We start from the raw sequence: 20,813 nt of genomic DNA, 5'->3' as shown, positions 1-20,813 counted from the left end.
AAGCTTATTGGCGGGGTACGCTGGTGGTGGCGCAGTTGTGGCGTGGACCCCAGGCGCTGTCGTGGGTTGTGCAGACCGTGATCTGCTGGTGCGCGGTGCCGGTGTCGACCAGGTTCACCAGCGTGCCACCGCCAGCCCAGGCGCATAGTTGGTCATGCGGTAAGGCTATGCACTGGCCCTCGAGTACGGTGCGTTGCCAGGGCTGGTCGGCCGGTGGCGACGCCTTGGTGATCGGCGCCGGCAGGCGGTGCAACAGGGCGGCCAGTTGCGCATGGTTGCGTACCATGCTCAACCGGTAGCCATCCTCGCGCAGCAGCCGCAGCAAACCTGGTCCGGCCGCCGAGTCCGGCAGGTGGGCGGCGCCCAGCACCATGAACGGCAAGCGCTGGCCGGCTGTCATCTGCGGCAGGCGTGACAGCCACTGGCGGTTGCGGGCGACCACCAGATAGCGTTCGATGTCCAGCTGGTTCTGGTCCATTGCCGGATAGTCCGCTGCGGCGTTGCTGGTTTCCACCGCCATCCCGATGCGCTGCACCCATTGCCAGTAGCTGGCGTCCATCCTGGCAGCATTCTCTTCCAGTTCACGGCGTTCGAGCGCTGCGGCATTTTCAGGCTTGTCCAGTTGTTCGAGCGGCGGCGCATGGCCGGCCTGGCGTAGCCGCATTTGCAATGCGGCCCGGGCCAGCGCGGTGCGCTGCACCGGCGCCAGCGAACAATACGCCTGGAAGCTGCTGGCCGGCGTATCGACCGAAGCGAACGGACGAGGGTCGTCTAGCATCAGGCGGGTCGCGTAGCCGACCGTCACCCTGGCTGGCAACACCGACGCTGGCTTCGGCTGCCACGGTGGCGCATATCGTCCGGTCGGGTTGAAGTAGGCGTCTTCGAATACCAGGTTGAAGCGCATGAAGCGGCTGAAGCCGGTCACCGGCGCCGATGGCGGGAACACGCCCCAGTACGACGCTGGCAGCAGTTCGGGCAGCGCCTTGTTGAGCGCGGGGTCCACCTGCGCTTCGTCCGGCTGTTGGTCGGGGCAGGCCTGGTAGCGCAGGCTGGTCTCGGCCTGGACCGGCGACGAGCGTTCGCTCAACAACAGGCTGGACGCGACGAAGGCGGGTTCGATCACGGTCTTGAAATAGCGGTCGTACTGGCTGCGCACGCCCGCATGGGTTTCGGGCAGCAGGAAGATCAGCTGGCCGCTGCGCTCGGCAGCGACCAGGCGCGGCGGTAAGGGCCCGGCGGGCGCGGCTTCGACCGCGCCGCAGGAGCACACCCCCCACAGCGCCACCACCATCGACAATCTACGCACGACACCTCCATAGGGATAAATATGGTTTCATCTTAACGTTCAAGCCGGCCCGTTATGTATCGAAGTGTAATCATTTGCAATGAAGAATTATTTGGTGCGTAATTTATCCGTGTTGGAGGTGCGCCACTTGCACTGCCGGTCGGACAGCTACACGCTTGTACCATGCCTCGACCGCCGGCCAGGCCGCCAGCGGGATGTCGAACCAAGCGAACCATTGCAGCACCGTGTACAGGAAGACATCGGCCACGCTGAAGGTTGCGCCGGTGAGATGCTGCTGGCGCTGCAAGGCGGACTCCACCACCGTCATCCGCACTTCCACGCGCGCCCGGAAGTGTGCGCGTACGGCGGCCGGTAAGGTCTTGTTGAATAGTGGGGTCACCCCGGCATGGAGTTCGCTGGAAATGAAGTTGAGCCATTCCTGCAGCCGCAACCGTTCCCAACTGCCCGTCGGGGGCGCCAGGCCGGCATCGGGCCGCAAGTCGGCCAGGTATTGCACGATCACGGGGCCCTCGGTCAGAACGGAGCCGTTGTCGAGTTCCAGCGCCGCCACATAGCCTTTTGGGTTGATGGCCAGGAAGTCACGTCCATCGGCGGTGCGCTTGGTGGCGTTGTCAACACGGATCATCTCGTGCGGCAAACCGAGTTCATGCAGGATGATGGCGGGAGCGAGCGAGCAGGTGCTGGGTGCAAAATACAGTTTCATTGGTATCCGGTGACAAAAGTTGAGGGCACCCACTTTAGGCCCACACCGCATGGATGTAAAATTAATGCTTCAGTGTTTTGGTATTAGTAATTCTGATGATGAATCTGACCCATTGGCGCCTGCTTTTGAAGGTAGCCGAGACCCGCAACATCTCGCGTGCGGCCAGCGTGCTCGGCATGACGCAATCGGGGGCCAGCCAGGCCATTGCCCAAATGGAGCAGGCGCTTGGCGCCAAGATGTTCGTGCGCGACCGGCGCGATGTCGCTCCGACCGGATTCGGCGAGCGCGTGCTGCAACGGGCACAGGCCATGTTGGCCGAGTTCGATGCCATCCGCGTCATGGCCGACGCCGAACGCGGTATACCCGCAAGCCGGTTACGTATAGCCAGCTTTCCATCTGTGATGGCCACCGTGCTGTTACCGCTGGTGACCGCCTTCCGGCGCCGTCATCCGGCAATCGAAGTGATCATCTTGGAAGGCACCGATCACGAAGTCGAACAGTGGCTGGAGGACGACACGGTCGATCTCGGCGTGGTGATCAATCCGGCGCCGGACCGCCAGGTGGCCGTGATAGGTCTCGATGCCTGGCTCGCTGTCGTGCCTTCTACCCACCGCCTGGCTCGGCGCTCTTGCGAGGCGGGGATAACCCTACATGAACTGGCAGATCAGCCTTTCGTGCTGGCCACGGGCGGTTGCCACGTGCATGGCGCCAGCCTCGCCGCCCAGGCAGGCCTGGTCTTGAGCGACGTGCGCGTAACGGTGGGCGACCTTGGCAGCGCGGCGGTGCTGGTGCGCGAAGGCATGGGCGTGTCGATCATTCCCGAGTCAGCTCTGCCGGCCAGCACGCGCGGCGTGCGCGCGCTGCCGCTGCAGCCGCCAGCATGGCGCGAGTTTGGCCTGGCGCCCTCGCGGGCGATGCGCACTGGCGAGACCGCGCGCGCCGCCCGGCTGTTTCTGTCTGAGCTGCCGGTATCTTCATAGCGCGGATCGCCGCCCTCACTGTCCCATCAGGTCCCGCGCCCGCGCCGCGATCGATTGCGCCAGCAAATGCACGTGGTAGCCATCGACAAAACCGTGATGCGCCTGCACCGAAAACGGCACCATCATCATGCCGTCGGCCTGGGCGTCGCCAAAGCGGCCCCAGGCCAGCGAGGGAATATCGTAGTCGGCGTGGCGGTAAATCGGGTGCTCGACCGAGGTGAGCTTGAACCACGGCATGCAGGTGATGTGGACGTTCTGCTTTTGCTCGAGCGGCGTCATCAACGGACCCATGTTGGCCAGCTCGGTGCGTGCTTCGGCGATCTTTTTCGCCGCCAGGCTGCGCGCGATAAAGGTCGGCAAATCGTCGCTCATCTCGAACTTGGTGATGTTGAGATCGTTGTTATGGTTGATCACCGTGTACGACGCGGCAAAGTCGTCGAGCTTGATCACCTCGCCATCGAGCACGCGGTACATGAAGTTGTCGATGCCCTTGATGGCATTGAGCACGCAAAACAGGAAGAAATGGAACGGCGGCAGGCCGTTGGCCTTGCAGTAGGGCCGGAAGTCCGGCATTGGCAGCTCGAAGCTGAGGTTGACCAGGGGTTTTTCAAACGACGCAAACAGTTCATAGCGGTCGCGGCGTTTTTCGAAGTTGTGCATGGTGCTAGTTCTTGGTGGAGGAAGGAGGGGTGGCCGGCGATACGGCGTCGACCAGGTTGCCGATGATGTAGAGCAGGTTCGTGCGGGCGTTGTCGGCCACGCGCAGCGCCGTTCCCAGCAATGGACCGGACGCATATTGCAGTTCGGCGCGCCACTTGTAGGAGAGCATGTCGATACACTCTTGCTCCAACTGGCCGCGCATGCGCAACAGCGTGAGCAGCGTGGCCACGGTCGGCAACGATACGCGCTGCGAGCTGTCCTCGCGGAACGGCTCACGGGCCGCTTCGCAGACCAGTTGCTTGATGCGCGCGGTGTCGGCGCGGGCGACAGTATCGTTCAGCATGGCCGTGGCCGTGCATGCGCCGGCCGCAGCCCGGCTGAAATCGATTTGCAAGTCGTTGGTCACTTGCAGGCGGTCTTCCACTTCGAGCAGTCCGGCGCGGCCGCGCACAGTTACTGGCGGTCCCGGTTGTTCGCAACTGGTGTGGACCAGGTCGCGTCCGCCGCGATCGGTGTTGGTGTGCAGCGCCCACGGTTGGCACTGCGATGGCGAGTAGGCGACCAGGCTGGCCGTGCCGTTGGCGTGACCGGTTTCGGATACGTAAATCATGGCGCTGCGGTAAGGCGCGTAGTGCTCGGGAAGTCGATAGTCGAACTCGGCAACGACAGCGGCTTGCTGGCTGTAGCACCCGCCGCCGTTTTCATCCGATTGCAGCAGTCGGCGCAGCGGCGCGCCTGCCGCAATCAGTCGATAAGGCCCCACCTCGAGCGCAGCGGCATCGATGGTGAACGACGTGCGCGTGGGAAAGCGCCAGAAGTCCGCCTTGCCGCTATAGCTGATCGTGTAGCGCGCTCCTGGGCGGAAGCCGCCTGCCGGCCCCACCCGCGCCAACATACGCTTGGACAAATAACCCGGCTGCGAGATACCGAGCTCGGGCCAGGTGATCAGCACCTTGAGCGGCGACTTATGCCGGTCGGAGACGATGGTAAACGACGCCGGGTCCAGCGTTGCACCGGCTGTGGGCGGCAGCTGGAACAAGGCGCCGCGCGCATTGGCCGGCAAGCGCCCGAGGCTGGCGTGGATAAAGCCGGCATCTTCGCCAAACTCGCAGGAGCAGGCCGAGGCACTGCCCATGGCAAATACCAGGCACGCCGCCAGCAGCAGCCGCATCATGGCTGGCGCCCAGACCCCAGCCACGGCCCCTGCGCCACCTCCGCCTGCAAGGTAATATGGTCGATCCCGTGCTTCTCGAGCAGCATCGCCTTGATCGCCTGCAGGATCGCAGGCCAGCGCTGCAACTCGACGATCTCCACGTGGCCGATCAGTGCCGGCTCGCCCGGCGACATGTCCCACACGTGCAGGTCGTGCACCGAGCACACGCCGTCGATCTGTTCGAGGTCAGCGCCCACGGCCAGGTAGTCGATCGGTTCGGGCACGCCGCCCATCAGGAAGTGGTACGACTCGCGCAGCACGCCGATGGTCGAGCGCAGTATCAGTAACGCGACGAACAGCGACAGCAGCGGATCGACCTGCATCCAGCCCGTGTAATAGATGACTGCGCCCGAGACCAGCGCCGCCACCGAACCGAGCAGGTCGCCCATCACGTTGACCAGTGCCGCGCGCGTGTTCATATTGCTGTCGCCGCGCGAGAGCATCCACGCCAGCAGCAGGTTGATCACCAGGCCGATGCCGGCGACGATGAACACGGTGGAGCCGTGCACTTCTTCAGGTTTGGAAAAGCGCTGCGCCGCCTCGAACATGATCCAGCCCACCAGGACCAGCAGCACCAGGCTGTTGACGAATGCCGCCAGCGCCTCGGCGCGGCCAAAGCCGAACGAGTGTCGCGCCGACGGTGGTCGCTTGGAAATGATTTGCGCCAGCAGCGCCAGGCCCAGCGCGGCAGCGTCGGTCACCATGTGGCCCGCGTCCGAGATCAGCGCCAGCGAATTGGCCATGAAACCGGTCACCGCTTCCACCACCGCAAAGCTCAGCGTAAGCAGCAGCGCCCAGGCCAGCACTTTCTGGCTGCGCTGCACGCTGACGTGCTTGTACTTGGCGTCATCGCTGCGGTGCTCGTGCAGATGGGAAGACGGGGAGGCGGCGCGGCTATCTAAGGACATGGCGGTTCTTGTGTATGAATAGATACAGGCAGTTTACTGGAAGCAGGGGCAGCGTGTGCTATCGACATCGTGCAATCCGTAAATCTTTCCTATGAAAGCCTCTTGTCATTCTGCTTTTCGCTCTCTATAATGCTGGTCTTCGGGCGGTTAGTTCAGCTGGTTAGAATACTTGGTCGACATCCAAGGGGTCGGGGATTCGAATTCCTCACCGCCCACCAGAATTCAAATGAGGCTGATTCAAAATGAGCGCAGCAAGGCGCAACACCGCAGACAGTGCGGTTGCACGGCAAGGTGGTGCAACGAAGCTGCGGTCGTTTTGAGTCGGCCCTTCATGTAAGAGCGAGAAAGGCATCCCGGTTATGACACCGCGAACTACTACCAAGCTTTGGGAGTGACGCTAGTCGAACGGGAACCTTTTTGCTCAAAAAAAGAGAAAACGCGGCTAGTCCGCGTTTTTTTTTCGTCCGCGTTTTTTAATTCAATGTACCAACAGGCGCGCCATGCGCCCACAGGGAGAACTTCATGATTTCAGTCCGCCTTCCAGATGGCTCCGCCCGCGAGTTCGAGGGTCCCGTCACCGTTGCCCAGGTCGCGTCCAGCATTGCCACCAGCCTCGGCAAAGCCGCGCTGGCCGGCAAGGTCGACGGCAAAGTCGTGGATACTTCCCACCTGATCGAGAAAAACGTCGACCTGGCCATCATCACCGATAAAGGCCCCGAGGGTCTGGACGTGATCCGTCACTCGACCGCCCACCTGCTGGCCTACGCCGTCAAGGAACTGTTCCCGGATGCGCAAGTGACCATCGGCCCGGTGATCGAGAACGGTTTTTACTACGACTTCTCGTACAAGCGTCCGTTTACGCCCGATGACCTGGTGGCGATCGAAAAGAAAATGACGGAACTGGCCAGGAAGGACGAGCCGGTCACGCGCCGTGTCTTGCCGCGCGACGAGGCCGTGGCCTACTTCAAGTCGATCGGCGAAGCTTATAAAGCTGAAATCATCGCCTCGATCCCGGCCGACCAGGACGTCTCGCTGTACAGCGAAGGCGGCTTCACCGACCTGTGCCGTGGCCCGCACGTGCCATCGACCGGCAAGCTGAAAGTGTTCAAGCTGATGAAGCTGGCCGGCGCCTACTGGCGCGGCGACAGCAAGAACGAAATGCTGCAGCGCGTGTACGGCACCGCCTGGGCGAAAAAGGAAGACCAGGAACAGTACCTATTCCAGCTGGAAGAGGCGGAAAAACGCGACCACCGCAAGCTGGGCAAGCAGCTGGACTTCTTCCACTTCCAGGACGAGGCGCCGGGCCTGGTGTTCTGGCATCCGAAAGGCTGGACCATCTGGCAGCAGGTTGAGCAATACATGCGCCACAAGTACCAGGTCAACGGCTACCAGGAAGTGAAGGCGCCGCAAATTCTCGACGCCAGCCTGTGGGCCAAGACCGGCCACTGGGATAACTACCGCGAAAACATGTTCGTCACCGAGTCGGAAAACCGCTCGTATGCGTTAAAGCCGATGAACTGCCCGGGCCACGTGCAGATCTTTAACAGCAATATGCGTTCGTACCGCGACCTGCCGCTGCGCTACGGCGAGTTCGGCCAGTGCCACCGCAACGAGCCTTCGGGTGCGCTGCACGGCATCATGCGCGTGCGCGGCTTTACCCAGGATGACGGCCACATCTTCTGCACCCACGAGCAGATCGAGCCGGAAGTGGTGTCGTTCCACACCCAGGCCATGGAGGTGTATGCCGATTTCCACTTCCACAATATCGAAGTGAAACTGGCGCTGCGTCCGGACAACCGCATTGGTTCCGACGAAGTGTGGGATGAAGCGGAAGAAGCGCTGCGCTCAGGCCTGCGCGCCTGCGGCGTGAGCTGGACCGAATTGCCGGGCGAGGGTGCCTTCTACGGTCCGAAGATCGAGTACCACCTGAAGGATTCGCTCGGTCGCCCATGGCAGGTGGGCACCATGCAGGTCGACTTCTTCATGCCGGAGCGTTTGGGCGCCGAGTACGTGGCGGCCGACAACACGCGCCAGGTGCCGGTCATGCTGCACCGTGCAATCGTCGGTTCGATGGAACGTTTCATCGGCATCCTGATCGAAAACTATGCGGGTGCACTGCCGGCGTGGTTGGCGCCAGTGCAAGTTTCGGTCTTGAACATCTCCGATGCGCAGGCTGATTATGTGCGCGAAGTAACCGAAAAGCTGCGTCGGGCCGGGTTCCGCGTGCAGCTTGATTTGCGCAACGAGAAAATAAACTATAAAATACGTGAACATTCCGTCCAAAAACTGCCGTACATCCTCGTGGTGGGCGACAAAGAGCGGGATGCCAACACCGTGGCCGTGCGGGCACGGGGCAATGTCGATCTGGGCGTCATGTCCGTCGATGCCCTGATCGAGCGACTGTCGCAAGACATCGCCAACAAAGCCTGATCGCACGCGCCTTATTCTCAGATTTTAAAAAGGAATCACCATAGCTACTGACAAGTCGCATCGCATCAATGGCGAAATCACTGCCCCCGAAATGCGTTTGAGCGGGGTCGATAACGAAGCACTCGGTATCGTGACTTTGGCCGAAGCCTTCCGCCTGGCGGAAGAGGCAAACGTCGACCTGGTCGAGATCGCCCCTACGGCGGTCCCGCCGGTTTGCCGTTTGATGGACTACGGCAAATTCAAGTACTCGGAGCAGAAGAAGGCTCACGAGGCGAAATTGAAGCAGAAAATCATCTCCGTGAAGGAAGTCAAATTCCGTCCGGGTACCGATGATGGCGACTACAATATCAAGCTGCGCAACCTTATCAAGTTCCTCGAAGAAGGCGATAAGACCAAGATCACGCTGCGTTTCCGCGGCCGTGAAATGGCGCACCAGGATATTGGCTTCCGTATGCTGGAACGTCTGAAAGCCGACCTCGAGCCACATGGCCAGGTCGAGCAGTTCCCGAAAATGGAAGGCCGCCAAATGATCATGGTCCTCTCCCCGAAAAAGAAGAAGTAATCTTCAGCGTTACAACCGTCATTCCCGCGCAGGCGGGAATCCAGTTTTGCCTGAGTCAACGCGGCTCGCCGGCATTGGATTCCCGCCTTCGCGGGAATGACGTTTTGCACGCGGGAATGACGTTTTCGCAAGCTGGGAATGACGTTGCTGCAAGCTGGGAATGACGTTTTTCAAGTCAGCGATTTTTACTGCACAGTTGCTTCAAACCGGCTATAATCGCCGGCTGTAGTCAATGTAGTGGACTCGCATCCGCTGCACAAACAAGTGAGAGCAGGCATCTAAGCGTAACGTAGTTACCACCTGTAATCCTGTTTCGATATGGAGCTGTCCGTAAAACGACAGAATATCTATGCCAAAAATGAAAACCAAGAGCTCCGCGAAAAAACGTTTTCGCGTACGCCCGGGTGGAACTGTTAAGAGTGGCCACGCTTTCAAGCGTCACATTCTGACCAAGAAAACCACCAAATCCAAGCGCCAGCTGCGCGGTATCACCAATGTCGATGCGGCAGACGTGAAATCGGTTCTGCGCATGATGCCATCGGCTTAATCTCACACTCAATTTAAGGAGTTACTATGCCTAGAGTAAAACGTGGGGTTACAGCTCGTGCCCGTCATAAAAAAGTCTTAAACCTGGCCAAGGGTTACCGTGGTCGTCGTAGCAAGGTTTACCGTGTTGCCAAGCAAGCAGTCATGCGCGCTGGCCAGTACGCCTACCGCGACCGTCGTAACAAGAAGCGCGTCTTCCGCCGCCTGTGGATCGCCCGTATCAACGCCGCTTCCCGTGAGCATGGCGTGACGTACAGCGTATTCATGAACGGTCTGAAGAAAGCTGCAATCGAACTGGACCGTAAAGTCCTGGCCGATATGGCAGTGATGGACAAGCCAGCGTTCGCTGCGATTGTCAACGTAGTCAAAGCACAAATCGCTGCGTAAGCACTGATTGATGATGCGGCCCTTCGCGGGGCAGCGTAAAGGACGGGGCAAAGGTGTGAACCTGTGCCCCGTTTTTGATTGAGGATAAGAAACGCATGTACTCCCTGGAACAACTCGTTGCCTCAGCAGTGCAGGACTTCACGGTTGCGCAAGACGACGCCGCCGCACTGGAAAACGCCAAAGCCAAATACCTGGGCAAGACCGGCCAGATTACCGAATTGATGAAGGGCCTGGGCAAGCTCGACCCGGAAGCCCGCAAGGCGCAAGGCGCCCTGATCAACGCTGCCAAGCAGCAGATCGAAGCAGCCCTCACGGCCCGGCGCGACGCGCTGGCCGACGCCCAGATGCAAGCGCGTTTGAACGCCGAGGCAATCGACGTCTCCCTGCCAGGCCGCGGACGCGCCGGCGGTGGACTGCACCCGGTCATGCGTACCTGGGAACGGGTGGAAGAGATCTTCCGCTCGATCGGTTTCGACGTGGCCGACGGCCCCGAGATCGAAAACGACTGGACCAATTTCACAGCACTGAACAGCCCGGAAAATCACCCGGCCCGTTCGATGCAAGACACTTTCTATATCGACGGTAACGACAGCGAAGGCAAGCCGCTGCTGCTGCGCACCCACACCAGCCCGATGCAGGTGCGCTACGCGCGCAGCCACACGCCGCCGATCAAGGTGATCGCGCCCGGCCGTACCTACCGCGTCGATAGCGACGCCACCCACTCGCCGATGTTCCACCAAGTGGAAGGGCTGTGGATCGCCGAGAACATCAGCTTTGCCGACTTGAAGGGCGTTTACCTGAACTTCGTCAAGGCCTTCTTCGAGACCGACGATCTGCAAGTGCGCTTCCGTCCGTCGTATTTCCCGTTTACCGAACCATCGGCCGAGATCGACATCGCCTTTGGCTCGGGGCCGCTCAAGGGCCGCTGGCTCGAGATTTCCGGTTCCGGCCAGGTGCACCCGTCGGTGGTGCGCAACTTCGGCCTGGACCCGGAAAAATACATCGGCTTCGCGTTCGGCTCCGGCCTCGAGCGCCTGACCATGTTGCGTTACGGCGTGAACGACCTGCGGCTGTTCTACGAAGGCGATTTGCGCTTCCTGAAGCAGTTTAATTAAGACGAGATAAATTCCTGACTGTGCCTGCGCCAGCAACCGAGATCGCCGGCGCTCGCACCGTCATCCTCGCGAACGCGGGAATCCATAGAGCGCTTGTTCAGTCGGCTCAGCATGGATTCCCGCGTGCGCGGGAATGACGGCTCGAAGGTCGCGGGTACAAACAACTAGAAAGTTTGATTATGCAATTCTCCGAAAACTGGCTCCGCACCATGGTCGACCCGAAGATGACTTCGGACGAACTGGCCCACCTGCTGACGATGTCCGGCCTGGAAGTGGAAGAGGTCGAACCGGTCGCGCCACCGTTCTCCAACGTGGTGGTCGGCCTGGTGCGCGACATGGCCAAGCATCCGAATGCCGACCGCCTCAACGTCTGCCAGGTCGATGTCGGCACCGGCACCTTGCTCACCATCGTCTGCGGCGCACCGAATGTGCGCCCGGGCCTGCACGTGGTGTGCGCCAAGGCTGGCGCCGTGCTGCCGCCGGGCGCCGATGGCATGCCGTTCGAAATCAAGGTAGGGCAACTGCGCGGCGTCGAGTCGCAAGGCATGTTGTGCTCGGCCAAGGAACTGAAATTGTCGGAAGAGGGCAGTGGCCTGCTGGAACTGCCGGACGATGCGCCGGTGGGCCAGGACTTCCGCGACTACTACGCACTGAACGACCTCAAGTTCACCATCAAGCTCACCCCGAACAAGGCGGACTGCCTGTCGGTGCTGGGCGTGGCGCGCGAAGTGTCCGCATTGACCGGCGTGACGCTCACCGCACCCACGTTTACCCCGGTGGCGGTCACCAGCGACGAAGTGCTGCCGGTAAAAATTTCGGCGCCGGACCTGTGCGGCCGTTTTGCCGGCCGCGTGATCCGCAACCTCAACGCCAAGGCTGCCACCCCGGACTGGATGAAGCAGCGGTTGGAGCGCAGCGGCCAGCGGTCGGTGTCGGCACTGGTCGATATTTCCAACTACGTGATGCTGGAACTCGGTCGTCCGAGCCACGTGTTCGACGTGGCCAAGATTCACGGCAGCCTGGACGTACGCTGGGCCAGGGAAGGCGAAACCCTCAAGCTCCTGAACGGCAACACCGTCACCCTCAACGACTGGGTGGGCGTGATCGCCGACGAGCAGCAGATCGAATCGCTGGCCGGCATCATGGGTGGCGATTCCACCGCCGTGTCGCTCGAGACCGACGCCATCTACCTGGAAGCGGCGTTCTGGTGGCCGAGCGCCATCCAGGGCCGCGCCCGCAAGTTCAACTTCTCCACCGACGCGGCGCACCGCTTCGAGCGCGGCGTCGATTACGCCACCGTGGTCGAACATATCGAGCGCATCACCGCGCTGCTGGTCGAGATCTGCGGCACCGCCACCACGCAAGTGGGCCCGGTGGACGACCAGGTCGTCAACCTGCCGCAGCGCTCGCCAGTGCAATTGCGCACCGCGCGCGCGCAGAAGGTGATCGGCGTGCCGCTCGACGATAAAGTGATTGCCGACATCTTTACGCGCCTGGCGCTGCCGTTCTCCCTGGCCGATGGCGTGTTCTCGGTAACCGCGCCAAGCTACCGCTTCGACATCGAAATCGAGGAAGACCTGATCGAGGAAGTGGCGCGCGTGTACGGCTTCGAGAACATTCCCGCTGTCGCACCAATCGCAGCCAACACCATGGTGATCGCGCCGGAAAACACCCGTTCGCTGTTCGCCGTGCGCCACCAGCTGGCCGACCTGGGCTTCCAGGAAGTGGTCAACATGAGCTTCGTGGAAGCGGCGTGGGAGCAGGACTTCGGCGGCAACAGCAACCCGATCACCCTGCAAAACCCGATCGCCAGCCAGATGAGCGTGATGCGCTCGACGCTGGTGGGCAGCCTGGTAGCCAACGTGCGCTACAACCTCAACCGTAAAACCAACCGCGTGCGCGTGTTCGAAGTCGGCGCGATCTATCGCCGTGATGACAGCGTGGCCGACGGCCCGCTCAGCGTGGCAGGCTATCTGCAGCCCAAGCGCGTGGCCGCGATGGCGTACGGCAGCAATGTTGACGAGCAGTGGGGCCAGGACAGCCGCGCGGTTGATTTCTTCGACCTCAAAGCCGACCTCGAGCACCTGTTTGCACCGCAAATCCTGCGTTTCGAGAAAGCGGAGCACCCGGCGCTGCACCCGGGCCGCTCGGCCAACGTACTGTTGAACGGCCAGGTGATCGGCTTCATCGGTGAGCTGCACCCGCGCTGGATGCAGAAATACGAGCTGCCCAATGCGCCGGTGGTGTTCGAAGTCGATGCGTATGCTTTGCAGCAACGATCGGTGCCCGAGTACGCAGAGATCTCCAAGTTCCCCGGCGCCACGCGCGACCTGGCCGTGGTGGTCAAACAGGGCGTGGCCGCGCAGGATGTGCTCGACGCTTTCCATGCCGCAGTGCAAGCAAGTCCGCAGGCCAGGTTGGTGCAAGCCATTGTTTTGTTTGATGAATATCGCGGCAAGGGTCTGGAAGCGGACGAGAAATCGCTTGCTTTCCGCTTTAGCTTACAAGATACTCAAAACACCCTGCAAGACGATGTTGTCGAGGCCATCATGGCTGCAGCGGGAAGTGCCGCACAGCACAAACATGGCGCGCGTCTGCGGGCGTGATAGCATAGCGGGCTGGCACAAATAAGCACATACGTTTCTTTTATCATCCGGGAGTCCGGCCATTTGGCCGGCCTCATGCGTTTTTGAAGGCAGGGCAGGAAAATTAATAATCACGACGTTGATTCCGCCGTACTCCAGTCAGCATTGGCTGCCGATTTACACCGGGCCATGCAAGTGGCCAAGGTACGCCAGGATGCCGAAAAAGATTTGCCCACGCTGACCAAGGCGGAGCTCGCCGAGCTGCTGTTCGAGCAAGTGGGCCTGAACAAGCGCGAGGCCAAAGACATGGTGGAAACCTTCTTTGATGAAATCCGTAACGCACTCGAGCGCGGTGAAGCGGTCAAGCTGTCCGGCTTCGGCAACTTCCAGTTGCGCGACAAGCCGCAGCGTCCTGGCCGCAATCCCAAGACCGGGGAAGAAATTCCCATCACGGCGCGCCGTGTCGTGACCTTCCATGCCAGCCAAAAACTCAAGGGCATGGTCGAAGAGAGTAATCCGATGGCGCGTGTCGCCTGACCCAAGCTGATTCTTGATGAACGATCGTCCCGCCAAGTCCGAGCTGGTGGCATTGCCACCGATCCCCGCCAAGCGCTACTTCACCATCGGCGAAGTGAGCGAGCTGTGTGGCGTCAAGCCGCACGTGCTGCGTTATTGGGAGCAGGAATTCACCCAGCTCAAGCCAGTGAAACGGCGCGGCAACCGCCGCTATTACCAACACCACGAAGTGCTGCTGATACGCCGTATCCGCGAACTGTTGTATGAACAAGGTTTCACCATCAGCGGCGCACGCAATAAACTCGACAGCCGTGCCTATGGCGGCTTACAGGAAGAGTATGATGCACAAGCCCCGGTCAACGACGTGGCGCCAGAGGACGTTCCTGTGCCGCTGGACCGTGAATTGATACGCAGCGAACTGCTCGATATTCTCGGTCTGCTCAGGCAAGGGCAATAACCCCACGAGGGGGCGCACCGCTGGCGGGCAATACGTCAGAAGTGTGATTGCTGATATACTTTCAATATTATTTAATAAGTCAGCGACTGCTGAAATACGGTGGCGTGAAGTTCGGCCCGCGCCCAGCGCGTGTATGCCGGACACGACGAGAGGAAACAATGATACGCGTTGCCATTTGTGACGACCATCAAATAGTAAGAGCAGGTTTCAAACAGATTTTTTCGTCTTCGGACGATTTCGACGTGGTAGCGGAAGCCGGTACCGGGCGTGAAGCGCTCGACATCGCGCGCCGCGAAATCTGCGATGTGCTGTTGCTCGATATCGCCATGCCAGATCAAAGCGGCATCGATACCTTGCGCACCATCCGACAAGGCCAGCCCGACCTTCCTGTGCTGATCCTGTCCGGCTATCCGGCCCAGCAATACGCACTCAACCTGTTCAAGATGGGCGCCAATGGCTACCTGAACAAGGAGTGCGAGGCGGATGAACTGATGACCGCCGTGCGCACCGTGTACCAGGGCCGCCGCTATGTCAGCTCCACCGTCGGCGAGCTGCTGGCGCAAAGCTTCGACCGCGATCCCAACACCGCGCTCCACACGGAATTGTCCGACCGCGAGTTCCAGGTATTCTTGCGCCTGGCGCGTGGTGCGACTGTGTCCGATATCGGCGTGGCCCTGTCGCTCAGCATCAAAACCGTGAGTACCTACCGTACCCGCATCATGGAAAAAATGGGTATGCAATCGAATAGCGATCTGACCTATTACGCCATGAAAAACAATCTGCTTGACTAAACAATCTCACCTGATTCCGCGGGGAAATTCTTTGTGGTCCAGGTGGCTTGGTTTCTTTTCTCGGCGCACCGTTCGCGTGCGCACTAATCTTACTTCCCGTCTATAATTGATCGGCTTGGGCGCGCCGACGCCCTACTGATTGAAGGAAGAGGATGTATTTCACCGTCGATTCAGCGCCGCATCGTCGTTTGCCGCTGTACAAGACTGTCCTGTGCGTCACTTGCGCCTTATTGTTGATCGTCAACGGGTTCAGCCTGTTCCACAACCTGCAGGCGCTGCGTGGCGCCCAGGTCCTGATCGGCCAGACCGCCCGCGTGGCCGACCGTCTGCAATACCTGAACGTGCTGGTGCTCGATGCCGAGAGCAGCATGCGCGGCTATTTCTTGTCCGACCACGACGCCTACCTGGGGCCCACGCGCACCGCCCTGGCCGAGAGTGAAGCGGAGTTCCGCGAGCTGGAAAAGCTGCTGTCCGATAATCCCAATCAACTCAAAAACCTGGCGCAACTGAAAACCCTGGTGCGCCGCCGCCTGACCATCATGACGCAGTCGCTCGATGTCTACCGCGAGGGTGGCTTGGGCGAGATCGTCAAGATCGCGCGCGTGAGCGACGGCCGCGCCAGCATGGACGAGATCCGCCTGCAAGTAGTGATCATGGAACAGGAGCAGAACGAAACGCTCAAGGCGCGCAGCGCCATGTTCTACGAGGAATACCAGAAGGCCGTGATATTGGGCATGGGCATCAATGCCGTGGCGATCGTGGTGCTGATCATGTTCTACCAGCTGGTGGGGCGCAGCTTTGCCACCCGTGCCGAGGCCGAGCACGCGCTGAAAATGGCCAACGAAAGCCTGGAGTCGCAGGTCGAACAGCGCACCGAGCAGTTGTCGGTCCTGTCGCGCCACCTGATCAGCATCAGCGAGGAGGAAAAGGTCAGGCTATCACGCGAGCTGCACGACGAGATCGGCGCCCACCTGACGTCGATCAACATGGATATCGCTGCAGTGACCATGCAGCTGCAAAAGTCCGATCCCGAACTGGCCGCCCAGCTCAAGCGGGCGCGGGGCTCGCTGGTGGAAGTGGTCGAAATGAAGCGCCGCATCGTCGAAAATCTGCGGCCTAGCCTGCTCGACAACCTGGGCCTGTGCGCGGCCATCGAGAGCTACTGCCAGGAGTTCAGCCGGATGGCGTCGGTGCGCTGCGATTGCGACGTCGATGACGAGATCGAACTGCTCACGCGCGATGCCGGTGACCTGTCGATTGCCTTGTTCCGCATCGTCCAGGAGTCGCTCAACAATATTCGCAAGTACGCCAAGGCCAGCCGGGTGTCCGTCATGCTCAACCGTAACCAGGAGGGGCTGATGCTGCGCATTATCGATGACGGCGTAGGCATTTCTGCGGCGAATATCGCCAAGCCGATGTCACACGGATTGCTGGGCATGCGCGAACGCGCGTTGCTGCTGGGTGGTACCCTGAATATCCGGCGCGGCCGCAACGACAGCGGCACCTGCATCGAGGTGGCGATCCCCGTGCGTGACAACGTGGCGCCGCAAGAAGAAAGACGGGCAGCGCCCGTCTTCGAGATGGTAGACCGGCGGGCAGCGCCGGCAGCTTAAACCTTAGCGAGCGGTTCGATATCGGCGGGAGTAGCGCAAGCGTACGGAGGTACGCTGAAGGTAAGTAATGGAGCGACGATAGCGGGCCGCGCAGTAGGTTGTCCTTAGCAGCGGCCAACATCGACCAGCAGGCGGTCGTACTCGGTCTTGGCGACCTTGTAGCATTCGCCGGCATAGGCTTCCAGCGCCGAGCGGTCGAGCACTGTGATATTGCCGCGGCGGTAGGTGATCAGGCCTTCGTCCTGCAGCTTGCCGGCGGCGGCGGTGATGCTTTCGCGGCGCACGCCGAGCATAATGGAAATCATTTCCTGCGTCACCTTCAGGGAGTTGCCTGGCGAGCGGTCGAGGCGGTCGAGCAGCCAGCGGCACAGTTTCTGTTCGATCGAGCTGTGGCGGCCGCCAACGGCGTTCTGCGCCATCTGCGCGAACAGCGCGGTGTTGTAACGCATCAGCAGCGCAGGCAGGGCGCCGCCCTGGCTGAACGCAGCGCGCAGGTGCTGGGTTTTCATGCGGTAGCCGTAACCGGCGGCCTGGGTGACGGCGCTGCACATGGCGCGCTCGCCATCGAACAGCGAGACGCCGATCACGCCTTCGTGGCCGACCACGGCGATCTCGGTGGTGGCGCCGTCTTCCATCACGTACAGCAGCGAGACGATCGCGGTGGTGGGGAAGTACACGTAATCCATGGTGCCGCCGAACTCGAACAGTTCTTTGCCGAAAGGCATGGTGACCAGTTCCAGGTGCTCGAACAATGATTCGAGCACGTCGCGCGGCAGGGCGGCCAGCAATTCGTTTTGCTGGGTGCCGCTATAGCTGACCACGGGCCGTGACGACGCCGCGACATGGTCGGCGCCAGCTGGAAGGCGGCGCGGTACCGGTGCGATGGTGGCGTTGTTTTGGACGTTGATCATGTTTTTCCTCACTTAATTAATGCATTGTGTGACTTACCTCACGTACAGGTGACACTGTATTGCCAATGTTAATTCCCGAACATAAGACGAGGGGGCGCCCCTCTGTAGGCTTGGACTACAAGGGCCTGTAGGCCTTCTCCTACAGCGCACTGTAGGTTTCTACCCGGCACGGGCGCATAATGCATATATCCAACAATTACGGCGCACAGCATGCAAATACTGGTAGTGGAGGACGACAGCGTGATCTCCGACGGCCTGTGCCGGGTACTGGGCGCGCAGGGCATGACGGTGCAGGTGGTCGATAACGGCCTGGCCGCCGACCAGCTGTTGCAGCGGCCGGATACGGCGGAGGTGGTGGTGCTCGATATCGGCCTGCCCGGCATGGATGGGTTCGAGGTGGTGCGGCGCTTGCGCGCGCGCGGCGGCCGGGTGCCGGTGCTGTTGCTCACCGCCCGCGACGCCATCGAAGACCGCGTGCGCGGCCTGGAAATCGGCGCCGACGACTACCTGGTCAAGCCGTTCGCCAGCGCCGAGCTGGTGGCGCGGGTGCGGGCGCTGGCGCGGCGCCACGGCGAACCGCCGGCGGTGCTGACCATGGGCGCGCTCACGCTCGACTGCGCCACCCGCCGCGCCCGCGTGGGCGAGCGCGTGGTGGACTTGTCGGTGCGCGAGTGGACCGTGCTCGAATACCTGTTGCAGCACGGCGCACGGGTGGTTTCCAAGCAGCAGATCATCGAAGCGATTTTGCCCTGGGGCGACGACCTCACCCTCAACGCGGTGGAAGTGTATGTGTCACGCCTGCGCCTGAAGATTGCCGACGCGGGCGTGGCGATCCGCACCATCCGTGGCTTCGGCTATATGCTCGAACCCGCGCCGGCAGCGGCTGCCGACACCGCGCCATGACCAGCATCCGGCTGCGGCTACTCAAGTGGCTGATCGGCCCCATCCTGCTGATCAACCTGGCGGGCGGAATGCTGGCTTACAAGCTGGCCTCGCTGCCCACGCCGCTCACGGCCACAGTCCCGGCCTCGGCCGACGCCGCGCGCAAGCAGGAGCAGTTGCGCCAGGCCGTGCTGCGCGCGTTGCTGCTGATGGAAGGTGTGTTTGCGGTGGCCAGCGTGGGACTGATCTGGTTTTCGGTCAGCAACGGCCTGCGGCCACTGCATCGTCTGCGCGCCGACCTGGGCGCGCGCGAAGCCGACGAGCTGGCCCCGCTCGATCCGGCGCGCGTGCCATCCGAGCTCGAACCGGTCGTGACCGCCATGAACGGCTTGCTGGAAAAAGTAGGCGAGGGCGCCAGGGCGCGCCAGGACTTCCTGGCCAATGTCGCCCACCAGTTGCGCACGCCGCTGGCCGGCCTGAAAACCCAGCTCGAGTGGCTGCAGGCGCGCCACGCCGAGCCGGAGACGGCGCAATCGGTGCGCCTGATGCAGGCCGCCACCGAGCGCATGATACGGCAGACCAACCAGCTGCTGTCGCTGGCCCGGGCCGAACCGCACCACTTCGAAAAAGCCCGGCTCGAACCGCTGGCGCTCGAGGTCCTGGTCGGCGAGGCGATCCAGCCGTTCGTCGAGCAAGCCGTCCGCAAGGGCATCGACCTCGGCTTCGAATTGCAGCCGGCGCCGGTGACGGGCGACCGCTTCCTGCTACGCGACCTGATCGATAACCTGATCGACAACGCGTTGCGCTATACGCCGACGGGAGGTACGGTGACGGTGCGCTGCGGGGTTGGGGATGAACGCAGTTTTCTCGCGGTGGAGGATGACGGTCCCGGCATTCCGCCGGCGCGCCGGGCCGACATTTTCAGCCGATACGTGCGCCTCGACGATAAATCGCACGGCAGCGGCCTGGGCCTGGCGATCGTGCGCGATATCGCCACGGTGCATGGGGCGGCGTTGACGGTGGGGCCGGGACTGGGCGGCACAGGCGCTGTGTTCGAGGTGCGGTTTCCTTGAGAAAGTGCGTTACTCTGGCAGCTTACGCTGTCGGCGCTTCCACCATAGCCTGATTGCAGACACCACCAGCATCCAGAACGCGCCGGAGACAATCAAGCGCTGCCACAAGATGTCATCCACACCGATCAGCAGCGCCAAAGGATCCCGGGCAACCGAACCGGCCGGGGCGATACCCCGGCTGTCGGCGAGGAACGGCAGCGGAAAGCCGTAGGCGAGCACTGGGCAATAGACCGGAACGTCCACGTGGGAGCACACCGCGTTGACATGTCCCGGGACCGCGAGTGACGTGTAACGGACAGCTCCTGTGGATTTATCATACGCTTGTCAGCAATCTGTCAGCATCTCCTCAGGGAAATGCAAGCTTGCCCGGCTACACTGTTTCCAAGAGCCAAGCCCCACGGAGACGCCATGCACACCCGAAAGCCACGCGGCTTCACCCTGATCGAGCTGATGGTCAGCGTCGCCATCATCGGCATCCTGCTGGCGGTCGCCATTCCCTTGTACACTGACTACGTCACCCGCAGCCGCCTGAGCGAAGCCTTTTCCGCGCTGGGTGGCGCCCAGCCTGCCGCCGAGCAGTTCTGGTCCAACAACCGCACCTATGACGGTTTTGCCGCTGCCACCGGTTTTCCTGCCAAGACCGACAACTTCACCTATACCCTGACCGACGCCAGCGCGTCCGGCTACAAGCTCGTCGCCACCGGCGCCGGCAAGACCGCCGGCTTCATCTACACCATCGACCAGAACGGCACCCGCGCCACCACCGCCAGTCCGGACGGCTGGGGTACCAGCACGTCGTGCTGGGTCGATCACAAGGGCGGTACGTGTTCCAACTGAGCCCCTTCACGGCTACCGCCACCCAGCACGGCTTGACCATGATAGAGCTGCTGGTGACGGTGTCCATTATCGGCATCATGCTGGCCGTGGGCATCCCCAATGCCAGCCACTGGCTGCTGGCCAACCGCGCACGCGCGGCCAGCGAGTTTTATGCGGATGGCTTCAGCCTGGCGCGGCGCCAGGCCATTGCTCATAACAGCCACAGCCGCATTTCGCTCACGCCCAACGTGACCACCGGCCAGATGGACTGGCAGGTCGATATCTGCTTTACCACGCCCGATGCGCGCTGCACCGACGCCGCCGGCGCCTGGTCCACCACGGCCGCCGCGTCGGCTGCC

Annotated in this window: 22 protein-coding genes and 1 tRNA gene; 16 read left to right on the top strand and 7 right to left on the bottom strand. The window is 61.7% G+C overall.

Going from position 1 to position 20,813, the window contains the following annotated elements; genetic code table 11:
• Positions 1-4: 4 nt before the first annotated feature.
• Together DUPY_RS02995 and gstA are read right to left on the bottom strand one after the other, a co-directional pair.
• Entirely contained in the window at positions 5-1,306 is a 1,302-nt protein-coding gene (locus DUPY_RS02995; protein ID WP_141749405.1) for a TraB/GumN family protein, read from the bottom strand.
• A 103-nt stretch (positions 1,307-1,409) separates the two neighbouring features.
• A complete protein-coding gene (gstA, locus tag DUPY_RS02990; RefSeq protein WP_070246243.1) occupies positions 1,410-2,009 on the bottom strand; it encodes a glutathione transferase GstA in 600 nt (199 codons plus the stop codon).
• Positions 2,010-2,104: 95 nt separating this feature from the next.
• Here gstA and DUPY_RS02985 point away from each other — a divergent pair, with 95 nt between their 5' ends.
• Positions 2,105-2,989 (top strand): LysR family transcriptional regulator, encoded by an 885-nt coding sequence (locus DUPY_RS02985; protein ID WP_141749404.1) that lies wholly within the window; start codon positions 2,105-2,107, stop codon positions 2,987-2,989.
• 15 nt (positions 2,990-3,004) lie between these two features.
• Here the strand turns inward: DUPY_RS02985 and DUPY_RS02980 are convergent, their stop codons facing one another.
• The 3 genes from DUPY_RS02980 to DUPY_RS02970 are packed head-to-tail and all read right to left on the bottom strand — an operon-like array spanning position 3,005 to position 5,770.
• Entirely contained in the window at positions 3,005-3,649 is a 645-nt protein-coding gene (locus tag DUPY_RS02980) for a CatA-like O-acetyltransferase (protein WP_070246241.1), read from the bottom strand.
• Between the two features lie 4 nt (positions 3,650-3,653).
• Positions 3,654-4,847, bottom strand: coding sequence for a hypothetical protein (locus DUPY_RS02975; protein WP_141749403.1), 1,194 nt, complete (start codon positions 4,845-4,847; stop codon positions 3,654-3,656).
• Positions 4,820-5,770, bottom strand: coding sequence for a cation diffusion facilitator family transporter (locus DUPY_RS02970; protein WP_070246239.1), 951 nt, complete (start codon positions 5,768-5,770; stop codon positions 4,820-4,822). Before DUPY_RS02970 ends, DUPY_RS02975 begins: the two co-directional genes overlap by 28 nt.
• 141 nt (positions 5,771-5,911) lie before the next feature.
• Between DUPY_RS02970 and DUPY_RS02965 the strand changes: the two genes are divergently transcribed.
• From DUPY_RS02965 to DUPY_RS02915, 11 genes are all read left to right on the top strand, one after another.
• A tRNA-Val gene (locus tag DUPY_RS02965) sits at positions 5,912-5,988 on the top strand.
• A gap of 304 nt (positions 5,989-6,292) precedes the next feature.
• Positions 6,293-8,200, top strand: a complete 1,908-nt coding sequence (thrS, locus tag DUPY_RS02960) for a threonine--tRNA ligase (protein WP_070246237.1) — start codon at positions 6,293-6,295, stop codon at positions 8,198-8,200.
• A gap of 40 nt (positions 8,201-8,240) precedes the next feature.
• On the top strand, positions 8,241-8,762 hold the full coding sequence (infC, locus tag DUPY_RS02955) for a translation initiation factor IF-3 (RefSeq protein WP_071651575.1): 522 nt from the start codon (positions 8,241-8,243) through the stop codon (positions 8,760-8,762).
• A 349-nt stretch (positions 8,763-9,111) separates the two neighbouring features.
• Positions 9,112-9,309 carry a 50S ribosomal protein L35 gene (gene rpmI, locus DUPY_RS02950; RefSeq protein WP_026636906.1) on the top strand — a complete coding sequence of 66 codons (198 nt, stop codon included), beginning with the start codon at positions 9,112-9,114 and terminating at the stop codon, positions 9,307-9,309.
• A 26-nt stretch (positions 9,310-9,335) separates the two neighbouring features.
• Complete coding sequence (gene rplT, locus DUPY_RS02945; RefSeq protein WP_026636905.1) at positions 9,336-9,695, top strand: 50S ribosomal protein L20; 360 nt, start codon at positions 9,336-9,338, stop codon at positions 9,693-9,695.
• 95 nt (positions 9,696-9,790) lie between these two features.
• Positions 9,791-10,810 carry a phenylalanine--tRNA ligase subunit alpha gene (gene pheS, locus DUPY_RS02940; protein ID WP_070246232.1) on the top strand — a complete coding sequence of 340 codons (1,020 nt, stop codon included), beginning with the start codon at positions 9,791-9,793 and terminating at the stop codon, positions 10,808-10,810.
• A 179-nt stretch (positions 10,811-10,989) separates the two neighbouring features.
• Positions 10,990-13,416, top strand: a complete 2,427-nt coding sequence (gene pheT, locus DUPY_RS02935) for a phenylalanine--tRNA ligase subunit beta (RefSeq protein WP_070246230.1) — start codon at positions 10,990-10,992, stop codon at positions 13,414-13,416.
• 168 nt (positions 13,417-13,584) lie between these two features.
• Positions 13,585-13,932: an integration host factor subunit alpha gene (locus DUPY_RS02930; protein ID WP_070246228.1), complete on the top strand. Its 348-nt coding sequence runs from the start codon at positions 13,585-13,587 to the stop codon at positions 13,930-13,932.
• Between the two features lie 16 nt (positions 13,933-13,948).
• Positions 13,949-14,368, top strand: a complete 420-nt coding sequence (locus DUPY_RS02925; RefSeq protein ID WP_070246226.1) for a MerR family transcriptional regulator — start codon at positions 13,949-13,951, stop codon at positions 14,366-14,368.
• 158 nt (positions 14,369-14,526) lie between these two features.
• The gene (locus tag DUPY_RS02920) at positions 14,527-15,159 is read left to right on the top strand and encodes a response regulator (RefSeq protein WP_026636903.1); all 633 of its coding nucleotides are present in this window, start codon (positions 14,527-14,529) and stop codon (positions 15,157-15,159) included.
• A 152-nt stretch (positions 15,160-15,311) separates the two neighbouring features.
• Positions 15,312-16,772: a CHASE3 domain-containing protein gene (locus DUPY_RS02915; RefSeq protein WP_070246224.1), complete on the top strand. Its 1,461-nt coding sequence runs from the start codon at positions 15,312-15,314 to the stop codon at positions 16,770-16,772.
• A 104-nt stretch (positions 16,773-16,876) separates the two neighbouring features.
• Here DUPY_RS02915 and DUPY_RS02910 read toward each other — a convergent pair whose 3' ends face one another.
• On the bottom strand, positions 16,877-17,683 hold the full coding sequence (locus DUPY_RS02910; protein ID WP_070246222.1) for a Crp/Fnr family transcriptional regulator: 807 nt from the start codon (positions 17,681-17,683) through the stop codon (positions 16,877-16,879).
• 210 nt (positions 17,684-17,893) lie between these two features.
• Between DUPY_RS02910 and DUPY_RS02905 the strand changes: the two genes are divergently transcribed.
• Together DUPY_RS02905 and DUPY_RS02900 are read left to right on the top strand one after the other, a co-directional pair.
• Positions 17,894-18,586, top strand: coding sequence for a response regulator transcription factor (locus DUPY_RS02905; protein ID WP_070246220.1), 693 nt, complete (start codon positions 17,894-17,896; stop codon positions 18,584-18,586).
• Positions 18,583-19,638, top strand: coding sequence for a sensor histidine kinase (locus DUPY_RS02900; RefSeq protein WP_070246218.1), 1,056 nt, complete (start codon positions 18,583-18,585; stop codon positions 19,636-19,638). Before DUPY_RS02905 ends, DUPY_RS02900 begins: the two co-directional genes overlap by 4 nt.
• Positions 19,639-19,647: 9 nt before the next feature.
• On the opposite strand, the gene DUPY_RS02895 is transcribed toward DUPY_RS02900, so the two are convergent.
• Positions 19,648-19,881 carry a hypothetical protein gene (locus tag DUPY_RS02895; RefSeq protein ID WP_141749402.1) on the bottom strand — a complete coding sequence of 78 codons (234 nt, stop codon included), beginning with the start codon at positions 19,879-19,881 and terminating at the stop codon, positions 19,648-19,650.
• Between the two features lie 165 nt (positions 19,882-20,046).
• Here DUPY_RS02895 and DUPY_RS02890 point away from each other — a divergent pair, with 165 nt between their 5' ends.
• Both DUPY_RS02890 and DUPY_RS02885 read left to right on the top strand, forming a co-directional pair.
• Complete coding sequence (locus DUPY_RS02890) at positions 20,047-20,475, top strand: type IV pilin protein (RefSeq protein WP_070246215.1); 429 nt, start codon at positions 20,047-20,049, stop codon at positions 20,473-20,475.
• Positions 20,463-20,813: pilus assembly FimT family protein (locus DUPY_RS02885; RefSeq protein ID WP_141749401.1), on the top strand; the 351-nt coding region annotated here is incomplete at its 3' end. The genes DUPY_RS02890 and DUPY_RS02885, both read left to right, overlap by 13 nt.

This window comes from Duganella phyllosphaerae (genome assembly GCF_001758785.1).
Lineage (GTDB): Bacteria > Pseudomonadota > Gammaproteobacteria > Burkholderiales > Burkholderiaceae_D > Rugamonas > Rugamonas phyllosphaerae.
Note: the sequence above shows the minus strand (reverse complement) of the source record. Positions and strands in the feature narration are given on the sequence as shown.